Annotated in this window: 21 protein-coding genes; 10 read left to right on the forward strand and 11 right to left on the reverse strand. The window is 70.0% G+C overall.

What is annotated here, in order from left to right:
- The first annotated feature begins 94 nt into the window (after positions 1–94).
- Positions 95–685, forward strand: coding sequence for a hypothetical protein (locus AB1L88_RS12555; RefSeq protein ID WP_367097006.1), 591 nt, complete (start codon positions 95–97; stop codon positions 683–685).
- Positions 686–698: 13 nt separating this feature from the next.
- Here the strand turns inward: AB1L88_RS12555 and AB1L88_RS12560 are convergent, their stop codons facing one another.
- The 7 genes from AB1L88_RS12560 to AB1L88_RS12590 all read right to left on the reverse strand — a co-directional run bounded on the left by AB1L88_RS12560 (position 699) and on the right by AB1L88_RS12590 (position 10,296).
- Complete coding sequence (locus AB1L88_RS12560) at positions 699–1,691, reverse strand: M28 family peptidase (RefSeq protein ID WP_367097007.1); 993 nt, start codon at positions 1,689–1,691, stop codon at positions 699–701.
- Positions 1,691–2,431, reverse strand: a complete 741-nt coding sequence (locus AB1L88_RS12565) for a hypothetical protein (protein ID WP_367097008.1) — start codon at positions 2,429–2,431, stop codon at positions 1,691–1,693. Before AB1L88_RS12565 ends, AB1L88_RS12560 begins: the two co-directional genes overlap by 1 nt.
- Before the next feature lie 305 nt (positions 2,432–2,736).
- Positions 2,737–5,685 carry an FAD-linked oxidase C-terminal domain-containing protein gene (locus AB1L88_RS12570; RefSeq protein ID WP_367097009.1) on the reverse strand — a complete coding sequence of 983 codons (2,949 nt, stop codon included), beginning with the start codon at positions 5,683–5,685 and terminating at the stop codon, positions 2,737–2,739.
- Between the two features lie 287 nt (positions 5,686–5,972).
- Entirely contained in the window at positions 5,973–6,284 is a 312-nt protein-coding gene (locus AB1L88_RS12575) for a hypothetical protein (RefSeq protein ID WP_367097010.1), read from the reverse strand.
- Positions 6,285–6,287: 3 nt separating this feature from the next.
- Positions 6,288–7,364, reverse strand: a complete 1,077-nt coding sequence (locus AB1L88_RS12580; RefSeq protein WP_367097011.1) for an FAD binding domain-containing protein — start codon at positions 7,362–7,364, stop codon at positions 6,288–6,290.
- Between the two features lie 109 nt (positions 7,365–7,473).
- Positions 7,474–9,633, reverse strand: coding sequence for a xanthine dehydrogenase family protein molybdopterin-binding subunit (locus tag AB1L88_RS12585; RefSeq protein ID WP_367097012.1), 2,160 nt, complete (start codon positions 9,631–9,633; stop codon positions 7,474–7,476).
- Positions 9,634–9,636: 3 nt separating this feature from the next.
- Positions 9,637–10,296 (reverse strand): (2Fe-2S)-binding protein, encoded by a 660-nt coding sequence (locus AB1L88_RS12590; protein ID WP_367097013.1) that lies wholly within the window; start codon positions 10,294–10,296, stop codon positions 9,637–9,639.
- A 311-nt stretch (positions 10,297–10,607) separates the two neighbouring features.
- Here AB1L88_RS12590 and thiO point away from each other — a divergent pair, with 311 nt between their 5' ends.
- From thiO to AB1L88_RS12620, 6 genes are all read left to right on the forward strand, one after another.
- A complete protein-coding gene (gene thiO / locus AB1L88_RS12595; protein WP_367097014.1) occupies positions 10,608–11,762 on the forward strand; it encodes a glycine oxidase ThiO in 1,155 nt (384 codons plus the stop codon).
- 92 nt (positions 11,763–11,854) lie between these two features.
- Positions 11,855–12,187 carry a hypothetical protein gene (locus tag AB1L88_RS12600; protein WP_367097015.1) on the forward strand — a complete coding sequence of 111 codons (333 nt, stop codon included), beginning with the start codon at positions 11,855–11,857 and terminating at the stop codon, positions 12,185–12,187.
- A 347-nt stretch (positions 12,188–12,534) separates the two neighbouring features.
- Complete coding sequence (locus AB1L88_RS12605) at positions 12,535–12,978, forward strand: hypothetical protein (protein WP_367097016.1); 444 nt, start codon at positions 12,535–12,537, stop codon at positions 12,976–12,978.
- A gap of 82 nt (positions 12,979–13,060) precedes the next feature.
- Positions 13,061–14,002, forward strand: coding sequence for a DUF1559 domain-containing protein (locus AB1L88_RS12610; RefSeq protein ID WP_367097017.1), 942 nt, complete (start codon positions 13,061–13,063; stop codon positions 14,000–14,002).
- A 60-nt stretch (positions 14,003–14,062) separates the two neighbouring features.
- Positions 14,063–15,145, forward strand: coding sequence for a tetratricopeptide repeat protein (locus tag AB1L88_RS12615; protein WP_367097018.1), 1,083 nt, complete (start codon positions 14,063–14,065; stop codon positions 15,143–15,145).
- Positions 15,146–15,180: 35 nt separating this feature from the next.
- A complete protein-coding gene (locus tag AB1L88_RS12620; RefSeq protein WP_367097019.1) occupies positions 15,181–16,971 on the forward strand; it encodes a CRTAC1 family protein in 1,791 nt (596 codons plus the stop codon).
- 15 nt (positions 16,972–16,986) lie between these two features.
- Here the strand turns inward: AB1L88_RS12620 and AB1L88_RS12625 are convergent, their stop codons facing one another.
- Positions 16,987–17,658: an FKBP-type peptidyl-prolyl cis-trans isomerase gene (locus tag AB1L88_RS12625; RefSeq protein WP_367097020.1), complete on the reverse strand. Its 672-nt coding sequence runs from the start codon at positions 17,656–17,658 to the stop codon at positions 16,987–16,989.
- Between the two features lie 328 nt (positions 17,659–17,986).
- Between AB1L88_RS12625 and AB1L88_RS12630 the strand changes: the two genes are divergently transcribed.
- Entirely contained in the window at positions 17,987–18,934 is a 948-nt protein-coding gene (locus tag AB1L88_RS12630) for a GGDEF domain-containing protein (RefSeq protein ID WP_367097021.1), read from the forward strand.
- A gap of 8 nt (positions 18,935–18,942) precedes the next feature.
- Here AB1L88_RS12630 and AB1L88_RS12635 read toward each other — a convergent pair whose 3' ends face one another.
- Entirely contained in the window at positions 18,943–20,682 is a 1,740-nt protein-coding gene (locus AB1L88_RS12635; protein ID WP_367097022.1) for a hypothetical protein, read from the reverse strand.
- Between the two features lie 356 nt (positions 20,683–21,038).
- Between AB1L88_RS12635 and cyaB the strand changes: the two genes are divergently transcribed.
- A complete protein-coding gene (gene cyaB / locus AB1L88_RS12640; protein WP_367097023.1) occupies positions 21,039–21,608 on the forward strand; it encodes a class IV adenylate cyclase in 570 nt (189 codons plus the stop codon).
- Here the strand turns inward: cyaB and AB1L88_RS12645 are convergent, their stop codons facing one another.
- Together AB1L88_RS12645 and AB1L88_RS12650 are read right to left on the reverse strand one after the other, a co-directional pair.
- Positions 21,609–22,187, reverse strand: a complete 579-nt coding sequence (locus tag AB1L88_RS12645; RefSeq protein ID WP_367097024.1) for a sulfur transferase domain-containing protein — start codon at positions 22,185–22,187, stop codon at positions 21,609–21,611.
- Between the two features lie 42 nt (positions 22,188–22,229).
- Positions 22,230–22,823, reverse strand: coding sequence for a pyridoxamine 5'-phosphate oxidase family protein (locus AB1L88_RS12650; RefSeq protein WP_367097025.1), 594 nt, complete (start codon positions 22,821–22,823; stop codon positions 22,230–22,232).
- A gap of 212 nt (positions 22,824–23,035) precedes the next feature.
- Here AB1L88_RS12650 and AB1L88_RS12655 point away from each other — a divergent pair, with 212 nt between their 5' ends.
- Positions 23,036–25,138: a molybdopterin oxidoreductase family protein gene (locus AB1L88_RS12655; protein ID WP_367097026.1), complete on the forward strand. Its 2,103-nt coding sequence runs from the start codon at positions 23,036–23,038 to the stop codon at positions 25,136–25,138.
- Positions 25,139–25,167 lie beyond the last annotated feature (29 nt).

A 25,167-nucleotide genomic window follows, 5' to 3' on the forward strand; every position in this document is an offset into this window, starting at 1 on the left:
GCCGCGAGCGGAATGCGGATTGCTCATCCGCCCGGATGAACATCCTTCCGCCCGACGATTGGTGAGTGTCCCAACGCTCCCGGAGCGTCTCGCAATGCCACGGAAATCGGAAAAATACACCAGGCCCCGGCTCCGAGAGGACCTGAAGGACTCGATCAAGCAGTCGGACAAGGGGGGCAAGCCGGGCCAGTGGTCGGCCCGCAAGAGCCAGCTTTTAGTGCAGAAGTACGAGGCCGAGGGGGGCGGCTACACGACCGATCGCAAGGACGAGGCCGCGACCTCGCTCGAACGCTGGACCGACCAGGACTGGCAGACGATCGACGGCGAGGCCGACGCCCGCGAGAAGGGTCGGACCAGGCGATACCTCCCGCGCAAGGTCTGGGAGGCGCTCAGCGACGAGGAGAAGCGGGAGGCCGAGCGTACGAAGACCACCCAGAGCATGAAGGGGAGGCGGCGGGTCCCCTGGACGGACGCGATTAAGCGGGCCTTCGACCGTCTGGAGCAAGACGGATCGAAGACGGCCGCCTCGTCGGAGGGCTCGGCGTCCACTGCCTCCCGATCCCAGGACGGGCCGACGAAGCAGGAACTCTACCAAAAGGCTGGCGAACTGGAGATATCCGGCCGCTCGCGGATGACCAAGGCGGAGCTTCAGCAGGCGATCGACCGGGAAAGCAAGGGCTCGTGACCCGCCGGGCGGGTCACGGGGACGGCCGGGCGTCGTCGACCGGCGCCCCGGCCGTCTTCGGGCCGATTTCGAACGCGGGGTCGGCCGCCTCTCGGATCAGGGCCAGCGCGGCGGCGGTGGCGGAGGAGCAGTAAGAGGCGTCGACCTTGTCGGGAGTGTCGGCCTCGTGGTGGTAGAAGTCGGCCGCGTCGGCGCCGTCGAAGAGGCCGACGCAGACGACGCCATTGGCCTCGAAGGGCATGTAATCGCTGCCGTAGAGGACGCCGGGGACGGGTTCGAGGCCGTTGGCCGCGACGTGCGCCTTGAGCCGATCGGCCCACGCGAGCGAGGGGGCGTCGTTGCTCGGGGAGCGGAGTCCGGGGTCGTGCTCGACGATCAGGGCGCGGCGGGCCTCGTCCATGGGGTGGCCGATCATGTCGAGGTTGATCATCAGGGTGATCGGAATGCCCTCATCGCGGCACGTTTTCGCATAGGAGCGTGAGCCGAGGAGCCCCTGTTCCTCGCCGCTGAAGGCGACGAGGCGGACCGATCGGCCGGGGGGGTCGACGGCCAGGAGTCGGGCCAGCTCCAGGAGGGCGGCGGTGCCGGAGGCGTTGTCGTTCGCGCCGGGAGCCGGGCCGCGGGAGTCGGCGAATTGGGCGTTGCGGGAATCGTAATGGGCGCCGACGAGGACGAATTCGTCGGGGCGTTGGCGTCCTCGGATCGTCGCCACGACGTTGTGGCGGGTGCGGGGGCCGATCGGGAAGTCGTGCAAGGACACCTCGTCGCACCCGGCCTCTCGGAACCGCTCGGCGAGCCAGTCGGCGGCGCGGGGGTTGGCGTCGGACAGGGTGTGCCGCGTGCCGAACCCGACGAGGGCGTTGACGTCGGCCATCAGGCGGTCGGGAGCGACGGACGCGGGGGGAGCATCGGCCAGGGCCGGCGCGGCGGGCCAGCCGCCTCGGCCGAGGAGCCCGGCCAGGACGAGGAGGGCGAGCCTGGCCCGCGATGGCGCGGGGCGGAGCATCAGTCCGCGGCCCGGTCGCGGCCGGGACGCCCGCGCGATCGTCCGTAGCAGAAGAGGCCGAGCGCGGCCCCGCAGGCGGCCAGGGCCAGGGTCGAGGGTTCGGGGACGGCGACGACGCCGACCAGCGAGCCGGGATCGGCCATGACGCTGAACTGGGCGAGTCGGCCTTCGCCGCCGGTGGTCCGGATCGTGAAGGAGTTGCCGGTCACGTTGAAGGCGAAGCGATCGAGGGACTCGAATCGGTTCAGCGCGGACGTCTCGCCGAGGAGGCCCGTGACGGGCCCCTGGTCATCGACCAGGAGATCGAAGGAGAACGGGCTCGCGGGAGAGCCGGCCGGGCGGATGAAGCTCAGCCCGGTCAGGGTCAGGAGCGTCTCCGACTGGAAGCTGAGCGATTCCCCCGCATGCAGCGAGCCGCTGCTCCCGCCCCGGACGCCCACGCCCGAGTGGCTGAGGTGCAGCCGCTGGGGGTTGATGACGTTGCCGGTGCCGAGGTTGACGCCCCCGGCCGCGGAGACGAGGAGCGTGATCCCGTCGAGCGTGACCTGCTGGCCGGAGAGGAGATTCCCCGAGGCGTCGGGGGTGAGGCCGTGATTCGGCGAGAAGAACGCCGAATTGCCCTCGCCCTTGTCGGCGAAGGTCAGGTGCGTGACGACGCCGGCGTGGGCAGACCCCGCGAGCGCGAGCACGAGCGGCAGCAAAAGGAGCACGAGGGGCTTGGAGGGCGGTCTTCGATTCATGGTCCTTCTCGACTCGCACCCGTCGGGAGGCGACTCAGCGACCCTGGCCGGGGTTGGGGTCGCGCAACGTCCACGTCGGTCGCCGAGTTGGGATCGGTGCCATGGTCATCGCGCGTCGAACGCGACGACGCGGCACAATCCGCGAAGTTATCCTATCAGGCATGCGACTTTTCGCAATGGCTTCGAACGAAAACGGTGATTTTCTTCAACAGACGAGCCTATCCTCGCACTTTGATCAAAGATCCGAATGCGACCGCCGCGTTCACGAGAGAAAAACGACGCCGAACGTTGATGGGGACGGGGAGTTAGGGACGTTGACCGCGATCGAGCTGATCGGCGATCAGCTCGATCGGATGGAAGGCGTCGATGCCGGCGAGGCCGTGGACCTGGCTGCGGCAGGAGAAGCCGGGGGCGGCGAGGAGGGCGTCGGGGTCGTCGCGGGCGGCGGGCAGGAGGACGCGTTCGGCCAGGGCGACGCTGACGTCGTAATGGCCGCGTTCGTAGCCGAACGACCCGGCCATGCCGCAGCAGCCGGAATCGAGGGGCTTGACCTCGAGATCGGGGATGCGACGCAGCGCGGCGACGGTGTCGGCGGTGCCGACGAGGGCCTTCTGCTGGCAGTGGCCGTGGAGCAGGACGCGGGACGCTCGGGGGCGGAGCGGGAGGTCGGGCACGCGGTCGGGGTCGGCGAGGAAGCGGTCGATCATCATCGAGGCATCGGCAACCGTATGGGCATCGGGGCCGAGGCGGAAGTCGCGGTACTCGTCGGCGAGGGTGAGCAGGCAGGAAGGTTCGCAGCCGACGATGGGGACACCTTGCCGGGCCGCGCCGATGAGCTTCGCCACGTTCTGTTCGGCCCAGCCGCGGGCGAGGCCGAGCAGGCCCTTCGAGATGGCCGGTCGGCCGCAGCAGACGAGCCCGGCGAGTTCGACGGCGTAGCCGCTCGCCTCCAGGACGCGGACGGCGGCGCGGCCGATGGAGGGCTGATTGTAGGTGGTGAAGCAGTCGTCGAGGAGGATGACGCGGCCCCGGGAGCCGGCGCGGGGGTCGGGCTGGTGGCGGCGGAACCAGCGGCGGAGATGGTCGCGCTCGAAGGAAGGGGCGACCCGGCGGCGGTCGAACCCGGCGACCTTTTCCAAGAGCCAGCGCACGGAGGAGCGTTCGCGCATCCAGTTCGAGAAGGGGGCGGTGGCCGATCCCATCGCATTGAGGCGGTGGATCTGGGAGACCAGGAGCGAGCCGATCGGCACGGCCCGGGATCGGTACTTCTGGTGGAGGTACTCTGCCTTGAGCTTGGACATGTCGACGTTTGACGGGCACTCGGTCTTGCATGCCTTGCACTGGAGGCAGAGGTCGAGGGCCCGGTCGAGGTCGACGCTGGCGAGCCCCTCGGCGGGCAGGGTGCCGGCCATGACGAGGCGGAGGAGGTTGGCGCGGCCGCGGGTGGAGTGGTCCTCGTCCCGGGTGACCATGTAGCTCGGGCACATGGTGCCGGTGCCGGTCTTGCGGCAGGCGCCGACGCCGGAACACATCTCGACGGCCCGGGCGAAGCCCCCCTGCCCCGAGAAGTCGAAGCCGGTGGCGAGCGGCTCGCGGTCGGCGTGGTACGAGGGGCCGAGGCGGAGGTCGGTGCCGGGGTCGGGCTCGGCGACGACCTTGCCGGGGTTCATGAGGTTTTTGGGGTCGAAGGCGTCCTTGACGGTGCGGAAGGCGCCGTAGATTTCCTCGCCGAAGAGTTTGCGGTTCCATCGGCTGCGGGCGAGGCCGTCGCCGTGCTCGCCGCTCATGGCGCCGCCGAATTCGAGGACGAGATCGGAGACCTCGGCGGCGATCGAGCGCAGTTTCTCGACCTCGCTCGGGTCTTTCACATTCAAGATGGGTCGGATGTGCAAGCAACCGACGTCGGCATGCCCATAGCAGGAGGCGACGGTGCCGTGCCGGGCGACGAGGTCGTGGAAGCGTCGGTAGAACTCGGGGAGCTTCTCGACCGAGACGGCCGTGTCTTCGACGAAGGCGACGGGCTTGGCGTCGCCGACCATGCCCATCAGCAGCGAGAGGCCGGCCTTGCGGACCTTCCAGAAGTCGTCCTTGGCGGCGTCGGCCAGGGTGGTGCGGTGGCCGAGCAGGCCGGGGGCGCCGTCGACGCGGCGGAGGAGGTCGTGGGCCTTCGCGGCGAGTTCGTCGGGGGTGTCGGCGTAATACTGGGCGGCGAGGACGGCTTCGGGGCGGCCGGAGGCGAAGGAGAGGCTCTTGGCGTACTCGGGGTTGCGGCCGGCGAGGTCGAGGATGGCGCGGTCGACCATCTCGATGGCGACCGGCTCGGTCTCGAGCATCGGGAGGAGGCGGTCGAGGGCGTGGGGGATAGTGGCGAAGGAAAGCACTACCAGACCTTGATGTTTTGGCGCGGGCACGAGTTTGAGTTCGGCCCCGGTGACGACGGCGAGGGTGCCCTCGGAGCCGACGACGAGCTTGGCGAGGTTGAAGGCCCAGGGGTCGTCGGGGGCCTCGGGGGCCCGGATCGGCAGGCCGGGGACGAACTCGTCGAGATTGTAGCCGCTGACGCGCCGGAGGATGGGGGGGAAGTGGCGGGCGATGGCGGCCTGGTGGTCCTTGACCACGTCGCGGACGTCGCGGTGGATGCGGCCGACGATGCCGTCGAGGCGGCAACGCTCGGCCAGTTGCTCGGGCGAGCAAGGGCCGAGGGTGGTGCGGGTGCCGTCGGAGAGGACGACGTCGAGCGACCGGATGGAGTCGACGGTCTTGCCGAAGCGGAGGGAGCGGGCCCCGGCGGAGTTGTTGCCGATCATGCCGCCGAGGGTGGCGCGGTCGGTCGTGGAGACGTCGGGGCCGAACATCAGGCCGAGGGGCTTTAACTCGGCATTCAAGCGGTCGAGCACGACGCCGGGCTGGACGGAGACGGTCATGCGGTCGCGGTCGACGGTGCCGATGCGGGTGAGATACTTCGACGTATCGAGAATGATGGCGGTGCCGATGGTCTGGCCCGAGAGGCTGGTCGCGCCGCCCCGGGGGACGACGGGAACGCCTTCCTCGGCGGCGATGCGGACGGTGGCGGCCACGTCGTCGACCGTGCGGGGGACGACGACGCCGACGGGCATGATCTGGTAGAGGCTGGCGTCGGTGGCGTAGAGGCCGCGACTGCCGGAATCGAAGCGGACCTCGGCGCGGGTGGCGTCGATCAGGCGGTCGCGGAGGCGGTTGACGACGCGGGGAGGCGGCGGGGCGGTGCTGGGCATCGGCGATCTCGGCAATTCGTCCCTGGACTTCGGGCGATCCCTCGGCGAGCGTTATTGTAGGCTCCGGCGGAGGTGGTCGCCAGGCCGGGTGGGGGGGAGGATGGAGAGGGGACCGCGCGCAGAGACGGGGAGACGCGGAGAAGAGAGGGGGAGGAGGAGGGAGGGGGTCAGGTGATGCGGAGGTGAGGCGTGGCGGGTGGTCCGGGTTCTAATAAGGAAGGACGAAGGGCCGCCGGACCACTCGGGGGAGGGGTCGGGCGGCCCGGGATGATGAGGGGACGGGGGGCTCAGAGGGCCTCGTAGCAGGACCGGGAAGGGTCGCAGCAGAGGTCTTTCTGGGCGAGGTCGTCGTCGGGCCCGAAGGCCTTGTGGGTGGACAGGCACCAGTAGATGGTGTTGTCGTAGTCGCCGTGCGACTCGGCGGGGCCGTCGGTGTAGACGTACATCCCCTTGCTCCGGAGCTTGCGGCACGGGGGGCCGACCATCTGGTACTCCGGAGGCGGGGGCGGCGGCTCGGGGGCGGGGGCCGGTTCGGGGGCGACCGCGGGCTCGGGGCCCGCGGCCGGATCGGGGTCCGGCCTGGGCTTCATCGATCGCACGGGTCAGGCCTCCATCTTGGACCAGTACTCGTCCCCGGCGGCCCGCAGCAGGGCGCGCTTGACGACGGTCTTGACGAGGGGGACCTTGTAGGCGTTCTTCGAGAGGGGCTGGGCCCCCTCGGTGGCGGCCTGGCCGGCGGCCTCGGCCGAGTCCTTGGTCAGATCCTTGCCGGCGATGGCGGCCTCGGCCCCCTTGGGCCGGTAGGGGACCGGGGCGACGCCGCCGAGGACGATGGTCGGCTCGCTGCCGTCCTCGGGGATGCAGACGCCGGCCATGACGATCGGCCAGTCGTGCGAGAGCTTCTGGCGGATCTCGTAGAAGGCGTTCTTGCCCTTCGGCTCGGGCACGAGGATGCGGGTGACGACCTCGTCGGTCGAGAGGGTCAGCTCGCGGTCGCCTTCCTCCTTCGGGACCTGGTAGAGGTCCATGACGGGGATGGTGCGGGTACCGTCCGGGCCGACGATCTCGGCCTCGGCCCCCAGGGCGATCAGCGCCGGGGCGAGGTTCGACGCGGTGACGAACAGGGCGTCGCCGTCGGTCATGAAGATGGCGTGGTAGCGGTTGTCGCCGAGGCGGACGAGGTGGCCGTCCTCGGGCTGGCCGACGAGGTCGATGTTATAGGGGGCGAATTCCCCCTCGAGCTCGCGGACGAGCTTCTCCCCGGCGTCCTCGTCGCGCCGGCCGCCGAGCAGGCCGAAGCCGGACCGGTAGTACCAGCAGCGCGGGCGCTGGAGCAGGTTGCCGGCCACGGTCGCCATGTTGCGGATCTGGGGGGTGGCGATGGAGCGGGCGGCCTGCTTGATGGCCGGGTACTTCTCGGCGATCGTCTCGTCTTCGAGCAAGTCGGCCAGGGTGGTGCCGGCGCCGATGACGAGCGTGCCGTCCTCGGTCCGGATGCCGCGGAAGGAGTCGTCCTCGATGTCCTTGAGGTACACGACCCGACCGGGGCTGGAAATATAATCCTTCATGCGGCAGAGCAAGTCGGTGCCGCCGGAAAGACCCTCGCTGGACTCGGCGCCGGCCAGGGCCTGAACGGCCTGCTCGACGCTGGTCGGGCTGGCGTATTCAAAGGCTTTCATGGGTTCTGATTGCTCCTCGGGATGATCGGATCGGCCGGGGCGGCGGGTGGGGAACCACGGCGAGTGATCGCCGCGGCTCCGGCGTCCGCCGCCCGTCTGGGATCGCGGATCAGGCCTTGGCCAGGGCGTTGAGGATGTTCATGGGGGTCATGGGGAAGTGGGGGACGCGGGTGCCGAGGGCGTTGGCCACGGCGTTGCCGATGGCGGCGGCGGTGGCGATCGTCGGCGGCTCGCCGACGCCGATCACGCCCCGCTTGCGCATCTGCTCGTTGTCGAAGGGGATGATGTCGATCTCGGGGATGTCGCTGGCCCCGGCGAGCTTGTACAGCTCCATGTCGGGGTTCAGGCAGAGCCCGGTCGAGGGGTCCATGACCAGTTCTTCGAACAGGCCGTAGTTCAATCCCATGATCACGCCGCCGTAGACCTGGCTCTTCCAGGTCATGATGTTCAGGATCAGGCCGGTGTCCTGGACGGCGACGATCTTGTTGAGCTTGACGACGCCGGTCTCGGTGTCGACGGTCAGGTCGACGAACTGGCAGCCGCCGACGCCCTGGGCGGTGAGGCCCTCGGAGAAGTTGCCGGTGACGTTGATCGGCATGGTGCCGAGCTTCCGGCAGGCGTCCTTCCAGGGGACTTCACGCTCCCCCTTGACGAGGATGACCCCTTCGCCGACGGACAGGTCGCCCGGCTCGGCGTCGAGGGCGCCGGCGATCCGCTTGAAGAGCTGGTCGCGGGCCTCGAGGGCGGCGTTGTAGGCCGGCGGGGCCATCGACGGGGTCGTGGTCGACCCGCCGGAGGCCTGGCCGGGGGGGAACTGCGAGTTGCCGATGTTGGAGTTGATGTCGGTCGTCTGCAGGCCGAGCACCTCGGCGACGATCTGGGCCAGGATGGTCCGGCAGGCGGTGCCGATGTCCTGGGTGGCGCTGCGGAGCTCGACGGAGCCGTCGGGGTTGATGATGCAGGTGACCTGCTTGTCGTCCCGGCCGCCGCCGCCCCACTGGTGCAGGGCCATGCCGAAGCCGCGCTTCAGGGGGCCTTCGGCCTTGGCGTTGTCGGCGCGGGACTTGCGCTGATCCCAGCCGATGGCCTCGGCCCCGAGCTTGATCTGCTCGCGGTAGATCTCGGTGCGGTTGAGGGCTTCGCCGGACCCGCTGGGGACGGTGTCCTGCTCGGCGAGGCTGTTGAGGCGCATCTGGAGGGGGTCGATGCCGAGGGTCTCGGCCAGGTCGTCGATGGCCGATTCCATCATGGCGCACCCCTGGGGGTGGCCGGGGGCCCGCATGGCCCGGGCGTTGCCGCCGTTGACGCGGACGTCGGTGTGCTGGCGGCGGCTGTTGGGCACCTCGTAGACGTAGGGCAAGGGGAAGGCGGCCCCCCGGGAGATGCCGCCGGTGCCGGCGGTCTCGGCGACCATGGCGGTGAGCTTGCCGTCCTTGTCGGCGGCGAGGGTGATCTTGGCCGAGGCGCTGGGCCGGTTGCCGGCGGTCAGGTGCTCCTGGATGCGGTCGAGGAACAGCCAGACGGGCTTGCCGGTCTTCTTGGCCAGCTCTCCGGCGGCGACGCCCCAGGTGTCGGCCCCGAACTTGGCGCCGAAGCCGCCGCCCATGACGGGGGTGAGCACGGTGACGTCGGTGGCGGGGACGTTGAACGCGCCGGCCATCTCCGATTCGACGCCGTCGACGTTCTGGGTGCTGGCCCAGACGGTCATCCTGGCGTCGCCGTCCCAGCGGACGACCTGCCCGTGGGTCTCGAGGCAGACGTGGGTGATGACCGGGATCGAGTACTCCCCTTCGATCCGGGCGGCGGCCTCTTCGAGGGCGGCGTCGGGGTCGCCGTCTTCCTGGGCGCGGCCGGCCTGGGTGTTGCCGCGGGGGGTGAGCTGCGGGGCGCCTTCGGCGAGGGCCTGGGCCTCGGTGACGGCGTGGGGCAGGACCTCGAACTCGATGGCGATGGCGCGGCAGCCGTCGCGGGCGATCTCCTCGCTCTCGGCGGCGACGGCGGCGATCTCCTCGCCGTGGTAGCGGACGGTCGCCCCTTCGTTGGCGATCAGGTAGACCCCTTTGACGCCGGGGATGGCCTCGGCCTTCGACGTGTCGATCTTGAGGATCTTCGCGTGGGCGTGGGGGCTATGCAGGACGACGGCAAAAAGGACGCCGTCGGGCCGCTCGTCGGACGGGTACTTGGCGCGCCCGGAGGCCTTGGCCAGGCCGTCGAGCCGGGGGACGCCTTCGCCGATGAGACGCGGGTTGTCGGGCCACAGTGCTGCCATGACTCAGGCCCCTCCTTTCTTCATCGCCTTGGCGGCGTCGAGGGCCGCCTGGAAGACGCCGATGTAGGTGCCGCATCGGCAGATGTTCCCGTCGAGCCCCTGCTTGATGTCGTCGAGCGTCGGCTCCTGGCCGGGGTTCTTCTCGAGCCAGGCCTGGCAGGCGGTGACGAACCCGGGGGTGCAGTAGCCGCACATCAGGGCGTCGTTCTTGAGGAACGACTGGGGGACGCTCCCCTCGTCGGTCTCGAAGCTCTCGAGCGTGCGGACCTCGTGGTCGGCGCAGGAGATGGCCAGGGTCGTGCAGGAGTACACGGCGTCCCCGTCGAGGATGACCGTGCAGGCGCCGCAGCTGGCCCGGTCGCAGACGCGCTTCGGGCCGGTGACGTTCATGCGGTTGCGGAGCGTGTCCAGCAGGGTCGAGCGGGGCTCGATGGTGACGCTCATCGCCTCGCCATTGACCTTCAGCTCGATCGGGCAGGTGCCGGAGTAGATCGCCACGCCGTCGGTCTCGGAGACGTCGGCGCGGGCCTCGTGCATCGCCGTCTCGGCCGAGGTGGCCATCACGGCGCCGGCGGCGGCCAGGCTCGAGCCGCGCAGGAAGTCGCGGCGGCTGTGGCCCGGTCGCGGCAAGTCGGCCGGTGCCTTGTGGTCTTCTGGTGGCATCGAGGGGGACCTCCCTGGGATCGAGAACGTGTCGCGGATGATGCCGACACGCGCGGTCCGCGATATGAGAATCGGGCGGGGAACCGCGCAGGATGCACTATCGTCGGCTCGTCGGCCGCCGGTCAAGAGTCGGCCGCCCGAAATGACGCGCGGTTTTTCCCGAATCGGCCCCGATGTGCCCGGCCGGTCGGGGTCGGGATGGGGCGTCTCCGGGGACGCGACGGCACCCCGCGGGACTGGTTGAGGCGGGGGGGCGGATCGGCGCGGGCGGGCGGGGTCTGGTAGAATCGGCGGCCTCGTAAGGAGGACCGATGCCGGAGCTTGAGCGTGCGGACGTTGTGGTCGTCGGCGGCGGCGTGGTGGGGCTGTCGATCGCCTTTGTGCTGGCCGCCGAGGGGATGCGCCCGGTCGTGCTCGACCGTCGCGAGCTGGGCAAGGAGGCGAGCTGGGCCGGCGCCGGGATCATCGCCCCCGGCTCGGACAAGCCGCACCCGTTGCCGATGGCCCGGTTGCGGACCCGGAGCGCAGAGCTGTACCCGGAGTGGTCGGGTCGGCTCCGCGAGCTGACCGGCATCGACAACGGCTATCGGCGCTGCGGGGCGGTCGACGTGGCATTTGATGCCAAGCAAGAAAACGACCTGAAGGCCGCCGCCGGGCGCTGGCGGTCGGAGGGGATCGCCTTCGAGCGGCTGGAGCCGGGCGACTTCGCCCGGGTCGAGCCGCACCTCAGCCCCGAGATCCGGGTGGCCTACTTCGTGCCCGACCGGGCCCAGGTGCGGAACCCGAGGCACCTGAAGGCGCTGGCGACGGCCTGCGAGCGGCTCGGCGGGCGGCTGCGCCCGGGGGTCCCCTGCACCGGGTTCGAGGCGTCGGGCGGGAAGGTGGTGGCGGTGCGGACGCCCGAGGGGAGAATCGCGTGCGGGTCGGCGGTCGTCTCGGCCGGGGCGTGGACCGAGGGGCTGCTCGGCCGGATGGGGATGCAGGTGCCGACCCCGCCGATCAAAGGGGAGATCGTCCTGCTGAACAGCCATGTCCCGGTCTTGCGTCGGATCGTCGAGCTGGAGGACCGCTATCTCGTCCCGAGGGACGACGGCCGGGTGCTCGTGGGGGCGACCGAGGAGGCGGCGGGCTTCGACACGAGGCCGACCGCCTCGGCCACGCGCGGGCTGATCGACCTGGCGATCCGGCTCTGCCCGGTGCTGGCCGACGCCTCGGTCGAGATGACCTGGGCGGGGCTCCGGCCGGGGAGCATGGACACGAGGCCGATCATCGGGTCGGCCCCGGGGGTCGAGAACCTGTTCATCGCCACCGGGCACCGCCGGGCGGGCCTGCAGCTCTCGCCGAGCACGGCCGAGCTGGTGGCCGACCTGATCCTCGGCCGGTCGCCCTCGATCGACGTGGACGACTTCCGGGCCGATCGGCCGGCGTCGTCGTCCCCCGCCCCTCCCGACGCCTTCCGGTCCTGAGGCGGTCGGCCGCGCGGCGATCGGCGGACGGCGGTTCGCGCGTCGTTGTGAAGCGGCAGGCGTTTCCATCTCTGAATACGATTGGCGTGACGATGCACCACAAAGGCTACGACATCATTTATGCCGACCCCGGGACCCTGGACGAGGTGCGCTGCCGGGTCTGCGGGGCCGTCTGCGACGCGAGGCGGGACGTGCCCACCGCCGCCGGCTTCGCCGAGTCGCTCGCCGGATCGAAGCGGAGGCGAGACGTGTTCACCTGCCCCCACGCGGCGACCGAGTGGCACGTGCTGGCGTTGAAACTCGTCCAGGAGATCGAGCGTACGCCGAGCAAGCGCCTGGCCGAGCTGATGCGGCTCGACCTGCGCGACCTGCTCTCGGACCACGTGCCCGACGACGCGACGCACGCCCCCGAGTGGCTCGGCTGACCCGGTCGGGTTCGCCTGCCGGGGGCCGGGATCCCGGCCCGAGGAGGGGCACGCACACACGCAATCAACAATTTCGTATTTGTGAAGAATTTGCTTGACAATCGTTTGTGACTGGCGGACGCTTGGCACCGAGGTCGTGAAGACGTGAACGTCTCGACGAATCGCACGAGCAAGTGAACGATTCGGGGATTGATCCGAGCACGCGAGGCGGTTGGAGGTTGCGGGGGAGAGACTGGCCCGTTGACGGATCCCGGGGCCGGGTGGCCCGGGGCCGAGCCGGGGCGGGAGGCTTGCGCGCCCGCCCGCCCACTCTCCCATCCCGACACGAGTCAAGGAATACGCAAACCATGCGATCAGCGATCGGAGCCCTGGCCCTGATGGTCGTGGCCGGGTGCGGTGGCGGCGACGGCGTGGGCGTCTCGGGGGTGGTGACGTTCCAGGGTCAGCCGGTCGAGGACGGGATGATCCAGTTCCTCGGCAACGACCCCGCGGCGGAGGGGCGATCGGCCGGCGCGCCGATCGTGGACGGCAAGTACGCGATCGCCCGCAACGGCGGGCCGCCCCCGGGTTCGTACCGGGTGGAGGTGACGGCGTATCAGGAGGTCCGCGAGCAGACGGCCGAGGAGATGGGCGGGGCGATGTTCGGCCGCGACCCGAGCGAGCTGGGGATCGCCCCCGAGGCGCTCATGGTGCGCGAGAACGTCATCCCCGAGCAGTACAACACCAAGAGCACGCTGACGGTGACCATCCCCTCGCAGCGCAATTTCCAGTACGACGTCGAGATTCCCTGACGGGACCGGTTGTGCCACGGCCGTCGCCGTCGGACGCGGTCGTGGGAGAGGTTTCCCCTGTCCAATCCAGGAGAGGTTTCCTATGCGTCATCGTCGTCAACGCGACGCGTTCACCCTGATCGAGCTGCTGGTGGTCATCGCGATCATCGGCGTCCTGATCGCCCTGTTGCTGCCGGCCGTGCAATCGGCGAGGGAGGCGGCGCGGCGGGCCCAGTGCGTCAATAACATGAAGCAGATCGGCATCGCCCTTCATAATTATCACGACGCGCTCGGATCGTTTCCGATGGGCACGATCATCAATGCCCCCGGCTGGCCGAACCTGCCGAGCCTGCGGACCCCCTGGTCGTTCCACATCCTCCGGTTCCTGGAGGAGGGGAACCTGGGCAACGCCCTGAACTTCGAGGTGGGCATCGCCGGGCCGAACTGGGAAGGGTCGAATGCGAACATGAGCCTGATCGCCACCCGGGTCTCCACCTACAATTGCCCGTCGGACACCCAGGAGGTCTTCCTGGCCGACTGGCGGCCGAAGTACAACTACGGCCCGAACTGGGGGAACACGAACCTCGGCCAGCTCAACGTGGGCGACCCCACGACCGACGGCATCCGCTACCTCCGCGCCCCGTTCACCGTCAACCGCGTGGCCGGGATGCGCGACTTCCGGGACGGCACGAGCAACACGATCCTCGTCTCCGAACTGATCCAGGCGTCCGAGCTGCGGGACATGCGTTCCGAGTGGTGGAACGACACCGACTGCAACTTCATGACCCGGACCCCGCCGAACACGACGATCCCCGACTTCATGCCCGCCTGGTGCGAGAGCCGGCCGGGCAACAACGAGCCCTGCGTCGTCGGCGGCGGCTGGAACGACCTGTACATGGCCAGCCGGAGCCGTCACCCCGGCGGCGTGAACACGCTTTACGGCGATGGTTCGGTCCGGTTCACCAAGAACACGGTCGCCCTGCCCATCTGGCGAGCCTTGGGAAGCATGAGCGGCGGCGAGGTGATCAGCGCCGACCAGTTCTAATGGGCATGGATCGCCGCATCGCGTGTCTTCGTGATTGATCCTCCGGTCGGAGCCTTCCCGTTGCTTCGGCATGCCGCGACGACCCTCGGGGGCGGGGCACCGCCCCCGAGGCGCTCCAACTCGAAAGGGCTGGTGCTCCGGGCACTGGCGTGGGCGGTGCTGGCGTTCGTCGCCGTCGCGGGGCTGGCCGGCTGGGGGATCTCCCGATCGCGGCCGTACCGGATCTGGTCGGCCGATCGGGCGCTGAACGGTGGGAGACCTGAGCTGGCGATCGCGCGGCTCGGACCCTGGAAGACCTCGGACGACGTGCAGGCGGTGGCGATCGTCGCCCGGGCACAGATCGCTCGGGGAAACCCCGAGTCGGCCCTGCGGTTGCTCGACGCCAGGCTCGGGCATCGGGTCGAGCCGGAGTGGTTGCGGCTGCTCGGCGAGACGGCCCTGGGCGTCGGTGCGATGGACCGCGCCTTCGAGGCCTTCGAGGCGCTCGACGCCCGGCAGCCGGGCCACCCGCCGACCCTCGCCCGGCTGGCCGAGCTGTCCGAATCGCTGCGAGGCCCGAGCGAGGCCGCTCGGCGTTACCGGGAGCTGGAACGCCTGGAACCGGGCAACCCCGAGTGGCCGAAGCGTCGCGGGCGGCTCCTGCTCGGTACCGACCGCTACGCCGCGGCGGCCGAGGCGTTGCGGTCGGCCCTGGAGCGGGACGCGGGGGATCATGAAGCCCGCCTCTGGCTGGCCGAGGCGCTGTATCTCTCCGGCGACCCGGCCGCCAGCCTCGAACACCTGGAGATCTGCAGGAGGGCCGGGGGGGGCGGGGACGACCGGGTCGAGATCGCCCGGGCCGAGTGCCTGCGGGCCCTCGGCCGGGCCGATGAGGCGGTCGAGGTGCTCGATCGTGTGCTCGACGGCTCCCCGAAGGACGCCGACGCCCTTCGCCTGCGGGCCGAACTGGCGATGGAACGCGGGGCGATCGACCGGGCCGCCGCCCTGCTCGACCGGGCGGTCGCCGAGGCCCCGGGCGACTGGCGCATTCATTACCAACTGTCGATGGTCATGGCCCGCCTGGGACGCCCCGAAGACGCTCGCCACCATGCCGATCGGATGGCCGAGGAGCGGGATCGGGCCCGGGTCTCGCCCGCCCCGTGACGGCCGGGGGGACGCTTGAGGAGTTGAGCACGTTGATGCGCATCCGAAGGGTCTCGCGTCGAGTCGGGTTCGGCCTGGGGTCGGTCGGGGCGTTGGCCCTTATCGCCGTCACGCTCTGGAGTCGGTCGGGCGAGCGGGCCGGGCCGGAGGGGGTCGCGGGGCCGGCCCCGGACGCGGCCGGCGGCGAGATGCCCTTGGCCTCGGCGCGGGAGTCGCACGGCCTGGCCTTCACGGAGGTCGCGGGGACGGGCGTTGACGCGATTTATCGGAATGGTGAGGAGGCGGGGGCGCTGGCGATCCTGGAATCGCTCGGCGGCGGGGTGGCCGTCTTCGATTTCGACCGCGACGGCCGGCCCGACCTGTTCTTCCCGGGGGGGGGCCGGATCGTCCCCTCGGCCGGGGGCCTGACGGTCGAAGGGCTGCCGGGGCGGCTGTACCGGAATCTCGGGGGCTGGCGCTTCGACGACGTGACCGAGGCGGCCGGGCTGGGCGACGCCTCGCGCTATACGCACGGGTGCGCGGCGGGGGACTTCGACAACGATGGATTCCCCGATCTGCTCGTCACCTCGTACCAAGGGGTTTCCCTCTACCGCAACGCGGGGGGGGCGTTCGTCGACGTGACCGAGGCGGCCGGCCTGACCGAGCCGGGCTGGGCGACCTCGGCCGCCTGGCTCGACGCCGACGGGGACGGACTGCTCGACCTGTACGTGGCGAGGTACGTCGACTGGTCGCCCGAGCGGGCCCCGGAGTGCCGCTATCATGCGTCGGGGGAGCTCGATATCTGTTCGCCCTCGGTCTTCGACCCCCTGCGCGACCTGCTCTATCGGAACCGGGGGGACGGCACCTTCGAGGAGATCGGCCGGGGGGCCGGGCTGGAGAACGGCGGCAAGGGCCTGGGCGTGGTGGCGGCCGACCTCGACGGCGACCGGGCGATCGACCTGTACGTCGCCAACGACACGACGCCGAATTTCCTCTATCGGAACCGGGGGGACGGCACGTTCGAGGAGATCGGCCAGCTCTCGGGCGCGGCCCTCAGCGCCGAGGGGCTGGCGACCGGCAGCATGGGGGTGGCGGTCGGCGACCTCGACGGCGACGGCGATCTCGACCTCTGGGTGACGAACTACGAGGGGGAGATCAACGAGTTCTACCGGAACGACGGCGCGATGCAGTTCGTCCCGGTCGGGCTGGCCTCGGGCCTGGGGGCCGTCAGCAGGCCGCTGGTCGGCTGGGGGACCGTGCTGATTGACGGCGACGGCGACAGGGCGGACGAGGTCGTCGTGGCCAACGGCCACCTGATGCACCGCCTGCCCGGCACGCCCCGGCCGCAGCCCTCGATGTGCTTCCGGCGCGAGCCGGACGCGGGGCGATTCGAGCGGCTGGGGTTCGGGCCGGGGTCGTGGTTCGCCCGCGATCACGACGCACGCGGGGTGGCCTCGGGGGACCTCGACGGCGACGGCGACCCCGACCTGGTCGTCGTCGCCCAGAACGCGCCGGCCAGCCTGCTCCGCAACGATCATGCGGGGCCGTCGCGGTATCTGCGGCTCCGCCTCGAAGGGACGCGGAGCAACCGCTCGGCCATCGGCGCGACGGTGGTCGTCTCGGCCGGCCCGCGGTCGCGTTGCGTGCCGATCGCGGGGGGGGGCAGCTACCTGTCTCAGAATGATGAGCAACTGCGGATCGGCCTCGGGTCGGCGACGGCCGCCGACCGGGTCGAGGTGCGCTGGCCGAGCGGTCAGACCGACCGCTTCGAGGATCTGGAGGCCGGTCCCGCCTGGCTTTTGCGCGAAGGGGAACCGGCCCGCCTGGATCCGATCGGGGCGGAATGATCGGGCGAGCGGTGATCAGCCGTTGGGGTCGGCCTCGTCGGCGGGTTCGGCTCCGGCTTCACCCTCAGAGATAGCTTCGGCGGCGGGGTCGGCCTCGTTTGGGTCGGGGGCGATCTCCAGGAGCTCGACCTCGTAGATGATGGTCGAGTTCGGCGGGATGGAGGGGAGCTCGTCGGCCTGCATCGCGCCGTCGAGCGAGTGCTCCTTGCCGGGGGCGTATTCGCCGAACGTGCCGAGCGCCCCGTAGGCGAGATTCGCCGGGACGGCCAGGCGGCGGACTTCGCCGAGTTTCATGCCGGCGACCCCTTCGTTGAACCCCTGGACCGCCCGCGAGTCGCCGATGGTGTGGGTCCAGGGGGTCTCGCGGTCCCGGCTGCTGTCGATCGGCTCGCCCCCTTCGATGGTCGCGACGTAGTGGAGCACGACCCGATCCCCCGGCCTGGCCTGCGGCCCCTCGCCGGCCCGGATCGTCTCGTAGGCCAGGCCCGAGGCGGTGACGACCTCCTCCCCCTCCGCGGTCGGCTCGTTGAGGGAGGGGGACGGGCCGGCGGCCGGGCCCGGGTCGAGGGCCGAGGCGTCTCCGATCGCCCCCGGTTGTGCGACGGTGGGCACGGGATCGCCGGACCCGCCGCACCCGACCAGGGCGAGGCTCAGGCCGAAGGCCGCAGGACGGACAAAATGTCGCATCGGTCGTTGACTCCTGCACGAGCCGAGTCGGCCCGGCTCGCCTCGATCGGGTTCCTGATCAGGCAAGGCGACCCGGCCGCTCGGCGGCGATCGGATCGATTTCGGGGTGATTCTAATGCGCCTGGACGTGTCGTTCGAGGGGTGACCCGCCCCGGCCGGTTTGCCGATGTCGTGTCTCCCCATCGGCGTCGGGCCCGGAGGCCCGGCCCCCGCATTCACGCAATCGGGATCTTTGTCGGCCGGAGATGCGAATCGTGTTCTAGACTTTTCTCAAATCGAAGTGAGACGCGTTTGCAAGGGTTGGGCAACTTCGAGGAGTGGTCGTGCCATGCCGGTTGAGGAGATCAGCGGGGCGATTTCCGCCAATGAGGTCGTCCGGCCGTTCGGCTCGAAGTTCTTCGAACGGCTGCTGGATCGGCTCTACGACGGCGTCTACTTCGTGGATCGGAACCGGACCATCCTCTACTGGAACCAGGCTGCCGAACGGCTCAGCGGATACACGAGCAGCGAGGTGGTCGGGCACCCCTGCCAGGACAATATTCTTTGCCATACCGACTGCCAGGGGACCTTCCTCTGCAAAACGGGGTGCCCCCTGCTTCGGGCCATTCACGAGGACGAACCGACCTCGGCCCGCGTGTTCCTGAAGCATCGCAAGGGGCACCGGGTGGCCGTCGATGTGTCGGTGATGCCGATTTACGACGACGACGGCGAGAACGTGGGGGCCGTCGAGATCTTTCGGGATGCCAGCCCGGTCGTCGCGCTCGAATCGGCCTATCGGCAGATGCGGGAGCTGGCCGAGAAGGACCCATTGACCGGCGCGATCAACCGACGCCAGGCGATGGAGATGCTCGATCAGCAGATCGCGCTCCGGCGCGAGTCGGGCATCCCGTTCGCGCTGATCATGACCGACATCGACCACTTCAAGCGGGTGAACGACGGCTTCGGCCACGCCGGGGGCGACGCGGCCCTGAAGGCCTTCGAGGCCTGCCTGGAGGCCAAGAGCCGGGCGAGCGACATCGTCGCCCGGATCGGGGGCGAGGAGTTCCTGATCATCCTGCCGGACCTCGACCTCGAACACGCGCATCGCATTGCCGAGCGCCTGCGCAAGCGTGTGTCCAGGATCACGTTTGCGGGGCAAGACGCGCTGCAACTGACGGCCAGCTTCGGGGTGGTCGAGGCCGAACCCGGGGAATCGCTCGACCACCTGCTGGCCCGGGTAGACGCGGCCCTCTACCGGGCGAAACGCCTGGGGCGCGACCGGGTTGAGCGGGGATGACCGGCCGGTCACGACCCGTCGAGCCCCGTCGGCGGCTCGGGCGCCCGGCGCGATGCGCCGGGCCAGAGGGTGACGCCGGCCTTGGCCAGGCTGATCAGGGCCGCGACCGCGAACGAGAGCAGGCCGAGCGCGATCTGGTCGAGGCCCGGGACCAGGCGACGCAAGGTCCGGTACGACCACGCCCCGTAGACGCACACCCAGCCCCCGATCAACAAGGCCGCCGCGACGAGGAACGCCCGGCCGCCGCCCCCCCTGGCATACGCGACGGCCAGGGCGGCCAGGGTCGGCAGGTAGGCGGCATCGGCCATCGGCCCGAGTCGGAGGAACACTTCGGCGAACGCCCCGATCATCCAGCAGACGCCGAGGATCAGGAACCCCCCGACCGCCAGCTCGCGCAGGACGTCGCCCAGCGGCCCCTCCCGCAGGCCGAAGCCGAGCATCACGACGAGCGCCAGGTGGGCGACGACGATCCAGGGGATCGTCTCGCCCGTCGATTCGGGCAGGATCGCCGTGAGGCTCGCGATCAGGAAGGCGCAGGACAGCAGGCCCCGCCCCTCGTTCCGCCGCCGGATCGCCGCAACCGCCTGGACGATCGCCGCCAGGAGCAACGGCCACGGGTTCGCGAACGAGAGGCCGCCCGGGTCGAGGGTCGTCGGCCGGACCACCGCCAGGGCGGCCAGGGCCAGGCAAAAGCCGTCGATCCCGCCGGGCACCCGACGATGGATCGCCCAGAGATAAAGCGGCAGGGCGAGCACGAGCGTCAGGAAGGCCGGGGTTGCGCCGAAGGCGGCTCGAAACTGGGAGAGGAAGGCGTGATAGACCGGGTCGGGCCGGTCGTGGCCGATCATCGCCAGGCCGAGCAGGCCGATCGGCGCGAGCAGGGCCAGGGTCGTGACCACCCGCCCGGCCGTCTGATCCCGCGCCGATCGCCCCAGCTCCAGCAGCAGGAAGGCCCCGGGCAGGAGCAAGGGCACGAGAAAATACGGGCCGAAGATCGTCTGGTCCTTCATCACGAAATGGAAGGAGACGCAGAGCGAGTACGACCGCGCGCAGGCCGCCCCGCCGAGCAATCCGAACAGGACCCACGGGAACAAGGGCCAGCGCCAGGGGCTGCCGTTCTTCTCGGCATACGACGGCCCGCGGCGGATCGCCGGCAGCAGGGTCAGGCTCAGGAGGCCCGCCGTCGGCGCGAAGCCGAACAGGGCCCACATCAAGGCCGGGTCGTCGGGCCGATCGACGAGGGGCGCCAGGCCGATCGGGTAGAGGAAGAAGAGGGCCAGGATCGCCTGATAGGGCACCCGGAACCCGGTGCGAAGGTCCAGGCCGAGGCCTCGCAAGACCCCCTCGCTCACGAGCAGCGCGAACCCGAGGCCGACGAGGTAGAGACCGCGCCCCATGGCCGGGTCGCCCGCCAGGGTCTCGTCGAACGCGACCGAGATGGCCAGGAACATCAGGACGACCAGCAGGAGGACCGTCCGGACGTCGTCCCAGACCTTCCCCCGGCGGACCAGCACCACCGCCGTCGCGGCGAGCAGGAGGGTGTACGCCGCCAGGCCGAGCATCAGGGCCCCCGTCTCCACCGCCGGCCCCCTCGCGTCGAACGAGGCCCGCAGGCCGAGGAAGACCAGGCCGGCGCTGATGACATAGAACGGATTGCTCGTGTAGACCCACCGCATCAGGCCGGTGGGGTCGAGCCCTCGGCGCACCGGCAGGGGTGCCCCGGTCGGGGGGATCGCGTCGTGATTCATCAGAAGACCTCGATCGGTTCGAAAATCGACGGGACGACGGCCCGATCGGTGTGTTCGATCGCCCGCGATCGGCCCCGACAGAAGATCAAGGACCGATCGCGAGACAGATGTCAGAGGTGTATCGTCATCCTAGGCGCCGGTCTGACAAATGTCGAGCCCCTGAGCCGCTACGATTTTTCGGCATGTGGGATCCGGGAACGAGCCGGCGAGGTTGGAGGGAACCGATCTCACGGTCTGCCCTGGAAGGGGGGAGTTGGTTGACCGCATGACTTGGGGGCGGATAGGCTGCCGCTGTTGGGGCGAGATCCGCGATTCCGGAGAGAAAGGCCCCGATCCCCGAGTCGGAGTGCGTTGGGATGAGCCCGTTCGAAGTGGAGATGAAGTTCCGGGACGCCAATCACGAGGACCTGTTGCGCCGGCTCGGCGACCTCGGCGCGGTGGCTCGCGAGGAAGTGGAGCAGGAGGACATTTACATGTCTCATCCGGCCCGCGACTTCCGGGAGACGGACGAGGCGATGCGTCTTCGCCGCGACGGGGGCGAGAACCGCGTGACGTACAAGGGCCCGAAGCTGGCCGGCCCCACCAAGACCCGCGAGGAGGTGGAACTGACCTTCGAGCCCGGTCCCGACGCCTTGCTGAAGATGGAGCGCCTGTTCGTCAACCTCGGCTTCCGGCCGGTGGCGACGGTCCGCAAGCGCCGGCTCGCCTATGACCTCCAGTTCGAAGGCCGATGGGTCCAGGTCGGCCTCGACTCGGTCGACGGGCTGGGGGTGTATGCCGAGGTCGAGGCGATTGCCAACGGTCCGGCCGACTTGCCCGAGGCGCAGCGGGTCGTGCTCGAACTGGCCCAGCGGCTCGGCCTCGGGTCCGATCAGGTCGAGACGCGATCGTATCTGCGGATGGTCCTGGAACGGCGCGGGGCGTGATTACGGGGTTCCCGGCTCGTCTGCCCCGAGAAACTGCTCGACCCGAGCCGGCCCCCCCGTGGTGATCTGGGTGAAGGCATCGACCTGATCGCGGGAGAGGCCCCGGTCCTTGACCAGGTGCGCCGCCCAGAGCCGAGAGGCCCGGATGGCGTGTGAGCAATGGATCAGCGCCTTCCCCTCGTGCGAGGCCAGCGCCTCCCGCAACTGCTCGACCGCCTCGAGCCGGGGGGCGTAGGGGGGCCGGCCGATCGGGATGGTGACATAATCAAGCCCGAGCGACTTGATCAGGGCCGGTTCGTCGAAGGGGACCGAGTCCATCTCCTCGGGCGGCCGCAGGTTGATGACGACCGTCACGCCGTCCTCGGCCAGCCGGGAGAGGGTCTCCGGGTCGGGCTGGGCGGCCAGGTAAATCGGGCCGGAACGGTAGAGTCCGCCGATGGCCTCGCCCCCTTCGACCGGCTCGGGCGTCTCGATCGGGGCCGAGGCCAGCGACGTCTCGGGCTTCGGTTTCGGGTCGTCCTCCTGCCCGGGAACGATCGCAAGGGCCAGGGACGCGAGGACGAGGGACGTGAGCGTCATGACGATGGGTCTCCTGCGAGTCGAACCGCCCGGGGCGAGGGGTCAGGGATTGACGGCCAGCGAGGCCCACTCGATCGGCTCGTCGGCCCCTCCCAGGCGCTGATACTGCACGCGGCTGTGCGGTTCGGCGCGCAGGTCGAGGTGATCGACCCGCTCCGGATCGAGCAGCAGGAGGGCGAACGACGGGGGGGGCTCGTGGGGGTCGGGCGTGCCGACCTTGAATCGGCGGAGGTCGGCCCGGGGGGCGCCCGGCTCGGGCCAGAGCAGGCTGATGCGGGTGGCCGGCGGCAAGGCCGTCCAGACCTCGGACCGCTCGGCGACCAGGGGCGGGTCGGCCTCGTCCGGTCCGATGAGGCGGAGGTGGCCGGCCAGGCGGAATTGCTCGCGGGTCTCGGTGAACATCCAGCACGCCTCGGCCCGGGAGTCCCGGTCGATCTGGGCCACCTTCGCGCTGCGCAGGTCGGTCGTGAAGCGGAGGATCGGGCCGTCGCCGAGGAACCCTCGGAAGACGACCGTGCGGACGCTCGGCCAGCCGTCGGCCGCGACGGTCGCCAGCTGGAGCCATCGCGAGGGGGGGGCCCCGTGATGGACCGTCAAGGCGCGTTCGATCGCGATTCGCCAGGGAATTTCAGTCATGCCCACATTGTGAGCCGTCGACGATCGGCAAGCAACCCATCGGGGCCGAAAGAACCGGGCGCCGATCGCCTGGATTCGGCCGCAATCGGAGAAACAGCCTGGCGACCGGGATCGACCGCGCCTCGCCAAAGGCACGAGGTTCATCCTAGAATCGGAAAGGAGTCTCGACCGCCACGCAAAAGGGCCGATTGCCCGCCGGAGCCCGACCCGCCGTGTCCAATCCTGTCGAAACCGTCGTCAAGAACGTCTGCCCGCTCGACTGCCCCGACACGTGCAGCATGGTCGTGACCGTGCGCGACGGGGTCGCCGTGGACCTGCGCGGCGACCGCGACCACCCCTTCACGCGCGGGTTCCTCTGCCAGAAGATGGCCAGGTACCTCGACCGCGTGGGCAGCCCCGATCGCCTGATGCACCCGATGCGTCGCGTCGGCCCGAAGGGGCCCGGCCGGGGGCGATTCGAGCGCATCACCTGGGACGAGGCGCTCGACCTGATCGCCGATCGTTTCCGGACGATCGCCGCGTCGGCCCAGGGTCCCCAGGCAATCCTGCCGTACAGCTATTACGGGACGATGGGGAAGTTGCAGGCCGAGAGCCTCGACCGCCGCTTCTTCCACCTGCTCGGCGCCTCGAAGCTCGACCGGACCATCTGCGCCTCGGCCGGGGGGGTCGGTTACGAGTACACGATGGGGCTCGGCCGATTGGGGGCCGACCCGATGGCCGTCCCCGAGTGCCGATTGATCCTCAACTGGGGGTCGAACACGGCGAACACGAACAGTCATCTTTGGAGCCTGATGATCGAGGCCCGCAAGCGCACGAATGCGACGATCGTCACCATCGACCCCTACGCCAGCTCCACCGCCCGCCGGTCCGACTGGCACATCCAGCCCCGTCCCGGCACCGATGCCGCCCTGGCGCTGGGTTTGATGCACGTGATCTGGCGTGAACACCTGCACGATCAGGATTACCTGGATCGGGGCACGATTGGAGCGGAACAGCTTCGCGACCGCGTGTTGAGGGAGTATCCGCCCGATCGGGTTGCGGCGATCACCGGCGTCCCGGTTGATCAGATCGAAGCCCTGGCGCGGCGTTATGCGACCGAGCACCCGAGCCTGATCCGCGTCAACTACGGCCTCCAGCGCCACGGCGGCGGCGGGATGGCCGTGCGGACGATCACCTGCCTGCCGGCGATCGTCGGCGCCTGGCGGCACCGGGGGGGCGGGGCCTTGCTCTCGACGAGCGGGACCTACGGGCTGAACTCGCTCGCGCTGACCCGCCCAGATCTTTCGCCGCCCGGCACGCGATCGGTCAACATGAATCGACTGGCCGAGGCATTGGCGGGGGAACTCCCCGGCCCTCCGGTGAAGGCGCTTTATGTGTACAACTGCAATCCGGCGGCGGTGGCGCCCGATCAGAAGAAGGTGATTGACGGCCTGCTCCGCGACGATCTATTCACGGTCGTCCACGAGCTGTTCCCGACCGACACGGTCGATTACGCCGATGTCGTGCTCCCGGCCACCTCGCAGCTCGAGCACGAGGACATTCACACGTCGTACGGCCATCACTTCGTGATGCACAACCCCCGGGCGATCGCGCCTCGCGGGGAGTGCCGATCGAACGCCGACGTCTTCCGGGGCCTGGCCGACCGGCTCGGGTTCGATCCCGCCCTGTTTCCCGACGACGATACCTTGATGAGACAGGCGCTGGATGGCGGCCCGGCGCTGGAAGGGATCGCACTGGAACGCTTGAAAACCCTGGGATCGGTTCGCTTGAACATCCCCGAGGACTATCGGCCGTTCGCCGACGGCCGCTTCCCGACCCCTTCGGGCAAGTGCGAGCTGTATTCCGAGCGGATGAAGGCCGACGGCTTCGACCCCCTGCCCTCGTACATCCCCCCGCTCGAGGATCCGCAGACGAGGCCCGAGCTGGCGGCACGCTACCCGATCCAGCTGGTCAGCCCCCCTCGCCCGCAGTTCCTGAACTCGACCTTCGCCAACTCCGGCTCGCACCTGCGAGCGGCCGGCGACCCGACGATCGAACTGTCGGCTGAAGACGCCGCCGCGCGCGGCCTCTCCTCGGGAGACTGGGCCGAAGTCTACAACGCCCGCGGCCGATTCCTCGCCCGTGTCGCCCTGACCGACGCCGTCCGCCCCGGCACGGCCGCGAGCCTCGGGATCTACTGGTCGAAGCATTCCCCGGGCGATTCGGGGGTCAACGCCACCACCTCCTCGGCCCTGTCCGACATGGGGGGCGGGGCGACCTTTTTCGATAACCTGGTCGAGGTCCGCAAGCTCGAGATCGTCCCTCATTCAATTTGACCGACTTTCACACGCTTCGAACAAGGAAC

This window comes from Tautonia sp. JC769 (genome assembly GCF_040717455.1).
In the GTDB taxonomy this organism is placed as follows: domain Bacteria; phylum Planctomycetota; class Planctomycetia; order Isosphaerales; family Isosphaeraceae; genus Tautonia.

Excerpts from the sequence above, each read along its gene's own strand:
- cyaB (WP_367097023.1), top strand. The coding sequence starts at position 21,039 with ATGAGCCCGTTCGAAGTGGAGATGAAGTTCCGGGACGCCAATCACGAG.
- AB1L88_RS12610 (WP_367097017.1), top strand. The coding sequence starts at position 13,061 with ATGCGTCATCGTCGTCAACGCGACGCGTTCACCCTGATCGAGCTGCTG.
- AB1L88_RS12565 (WP_367097008.1), bottom strand. The coding sequence starts at position 2,431 with ATGAATCGAAGACCGCCCTCCAAGCCCCTCGTGCTCCTTTTGCTGCCG.
- AB1L88_RS12605 (WP_367097016.1), top strand. The coding sequence starts at position 12,535 with ATGCGATCAGCGATCGGAGCCCTGGCCCTGATGGTCGTGGCCGGGTGC.
- AB1L88_RS12635 (WP_367097022.1), bottom strand. The coding sequence starts at position 20,682 with ATGAATCACGACGCGATCCCCCCGACCGGGGCACCCCTGCCGGTGCGC.
- AB1L88_RS12560 (WP_367097007.1), bottom strand. The coding sequence starts at position 1,691 with ATGCTCCGCCCCGCGCCATCGCGGGCCAGGCTCGCCCTCCTCGTCCTG.
- AB1L88_RS12555 (WP_367097006.1), top strand. The coding sequence starts at position 95 with ATGCCACGGAAATCGGAAAAATACACCAGGCCCCGGCTCCGAGAGGAC.
- AB1L88_RS12630 (WP_367097021.1), top strand. The coding sequence starts at position 17,987 with ATGCCGGTTGAGGAGATCAGCGGGGCGATTTCCGCCAATGAGGTCGTC.
- AB1L88_RS12590 (WP_367097013.1), bottom strand. The coding sequence starts at position 10,296 with ATGCCACCAGAAGACCACAAGGCACCGGCCGACTTGCCGCGACCGGGC.
- AB1L88_RS12580 (WP_367097011.1), bottom strand. The coding sequence starts at position 7,364 with ATGAAAGCCTTTGAATACGCCAGCCCGACCAGCGTCGAGCAGGCCGTT.
- thiO (WP_367097014.1), top strand. The coding sequence starts at position 10,608 with ATGCCGGAGCTTGAGCGTGCGGACGTTGTGGTCGTCGGCGGCGGCGTG.
- AB1L88_RS12570 (WP_367097009.1), bottom strand. The coding sequence starts at position 5,685 with ATGCCCAGCACCGCCCCGCCGCCTCCCCGCGTCGTCAACCGCCTCCGC.
- AB1L88_RS12650 (WP_367097025.1), bottom strand. The coding sequence starts at position 22,823 with ATGACTGAAATTCCCTGGCGAATCGCGATCGAACGCGCCTTGACGGTC.
- AB1L88_RS12645 (WP_367097024.1), bottom strand. The coding sequence starts at position 22,187 with ATGACGCTCACGTCCCTCGTCCTCGCGTCCCTGGCCCTTGCGATCGTT.
- AB1L88_RS12585 (WP_367097012.1), bottom strand. The coding sequence starts at position 9,633 with ATGGCAGCACTGTGGCCCGACAACCCGCGTCTCATCGGCGAAGGCGTC.
- AB1L88_RS12600 (WP_367097015.1), top strand. The coding sequence starts at position 11,855 with ATGCACCACAAAGGCTACGACATCATTTATGCCGACCCCGGGACCCTG.
- AB1L88_RS12625 (WP_367097020.1), bottom strand. The coding sequence starts at position 17,658 with ATGCGACATTTTGTCCGTCCTGCGGCCTTCGGCCTGAGCCTCGCCCTG.
- AB1L88_RS12620 (WP_367097019.1), top strand. The coding sequence starts at position 15,181 with ATGCGCATCCGAAGGGTCTCGCGTCGAGTCGGGTTCGGCCTGGGGTCG.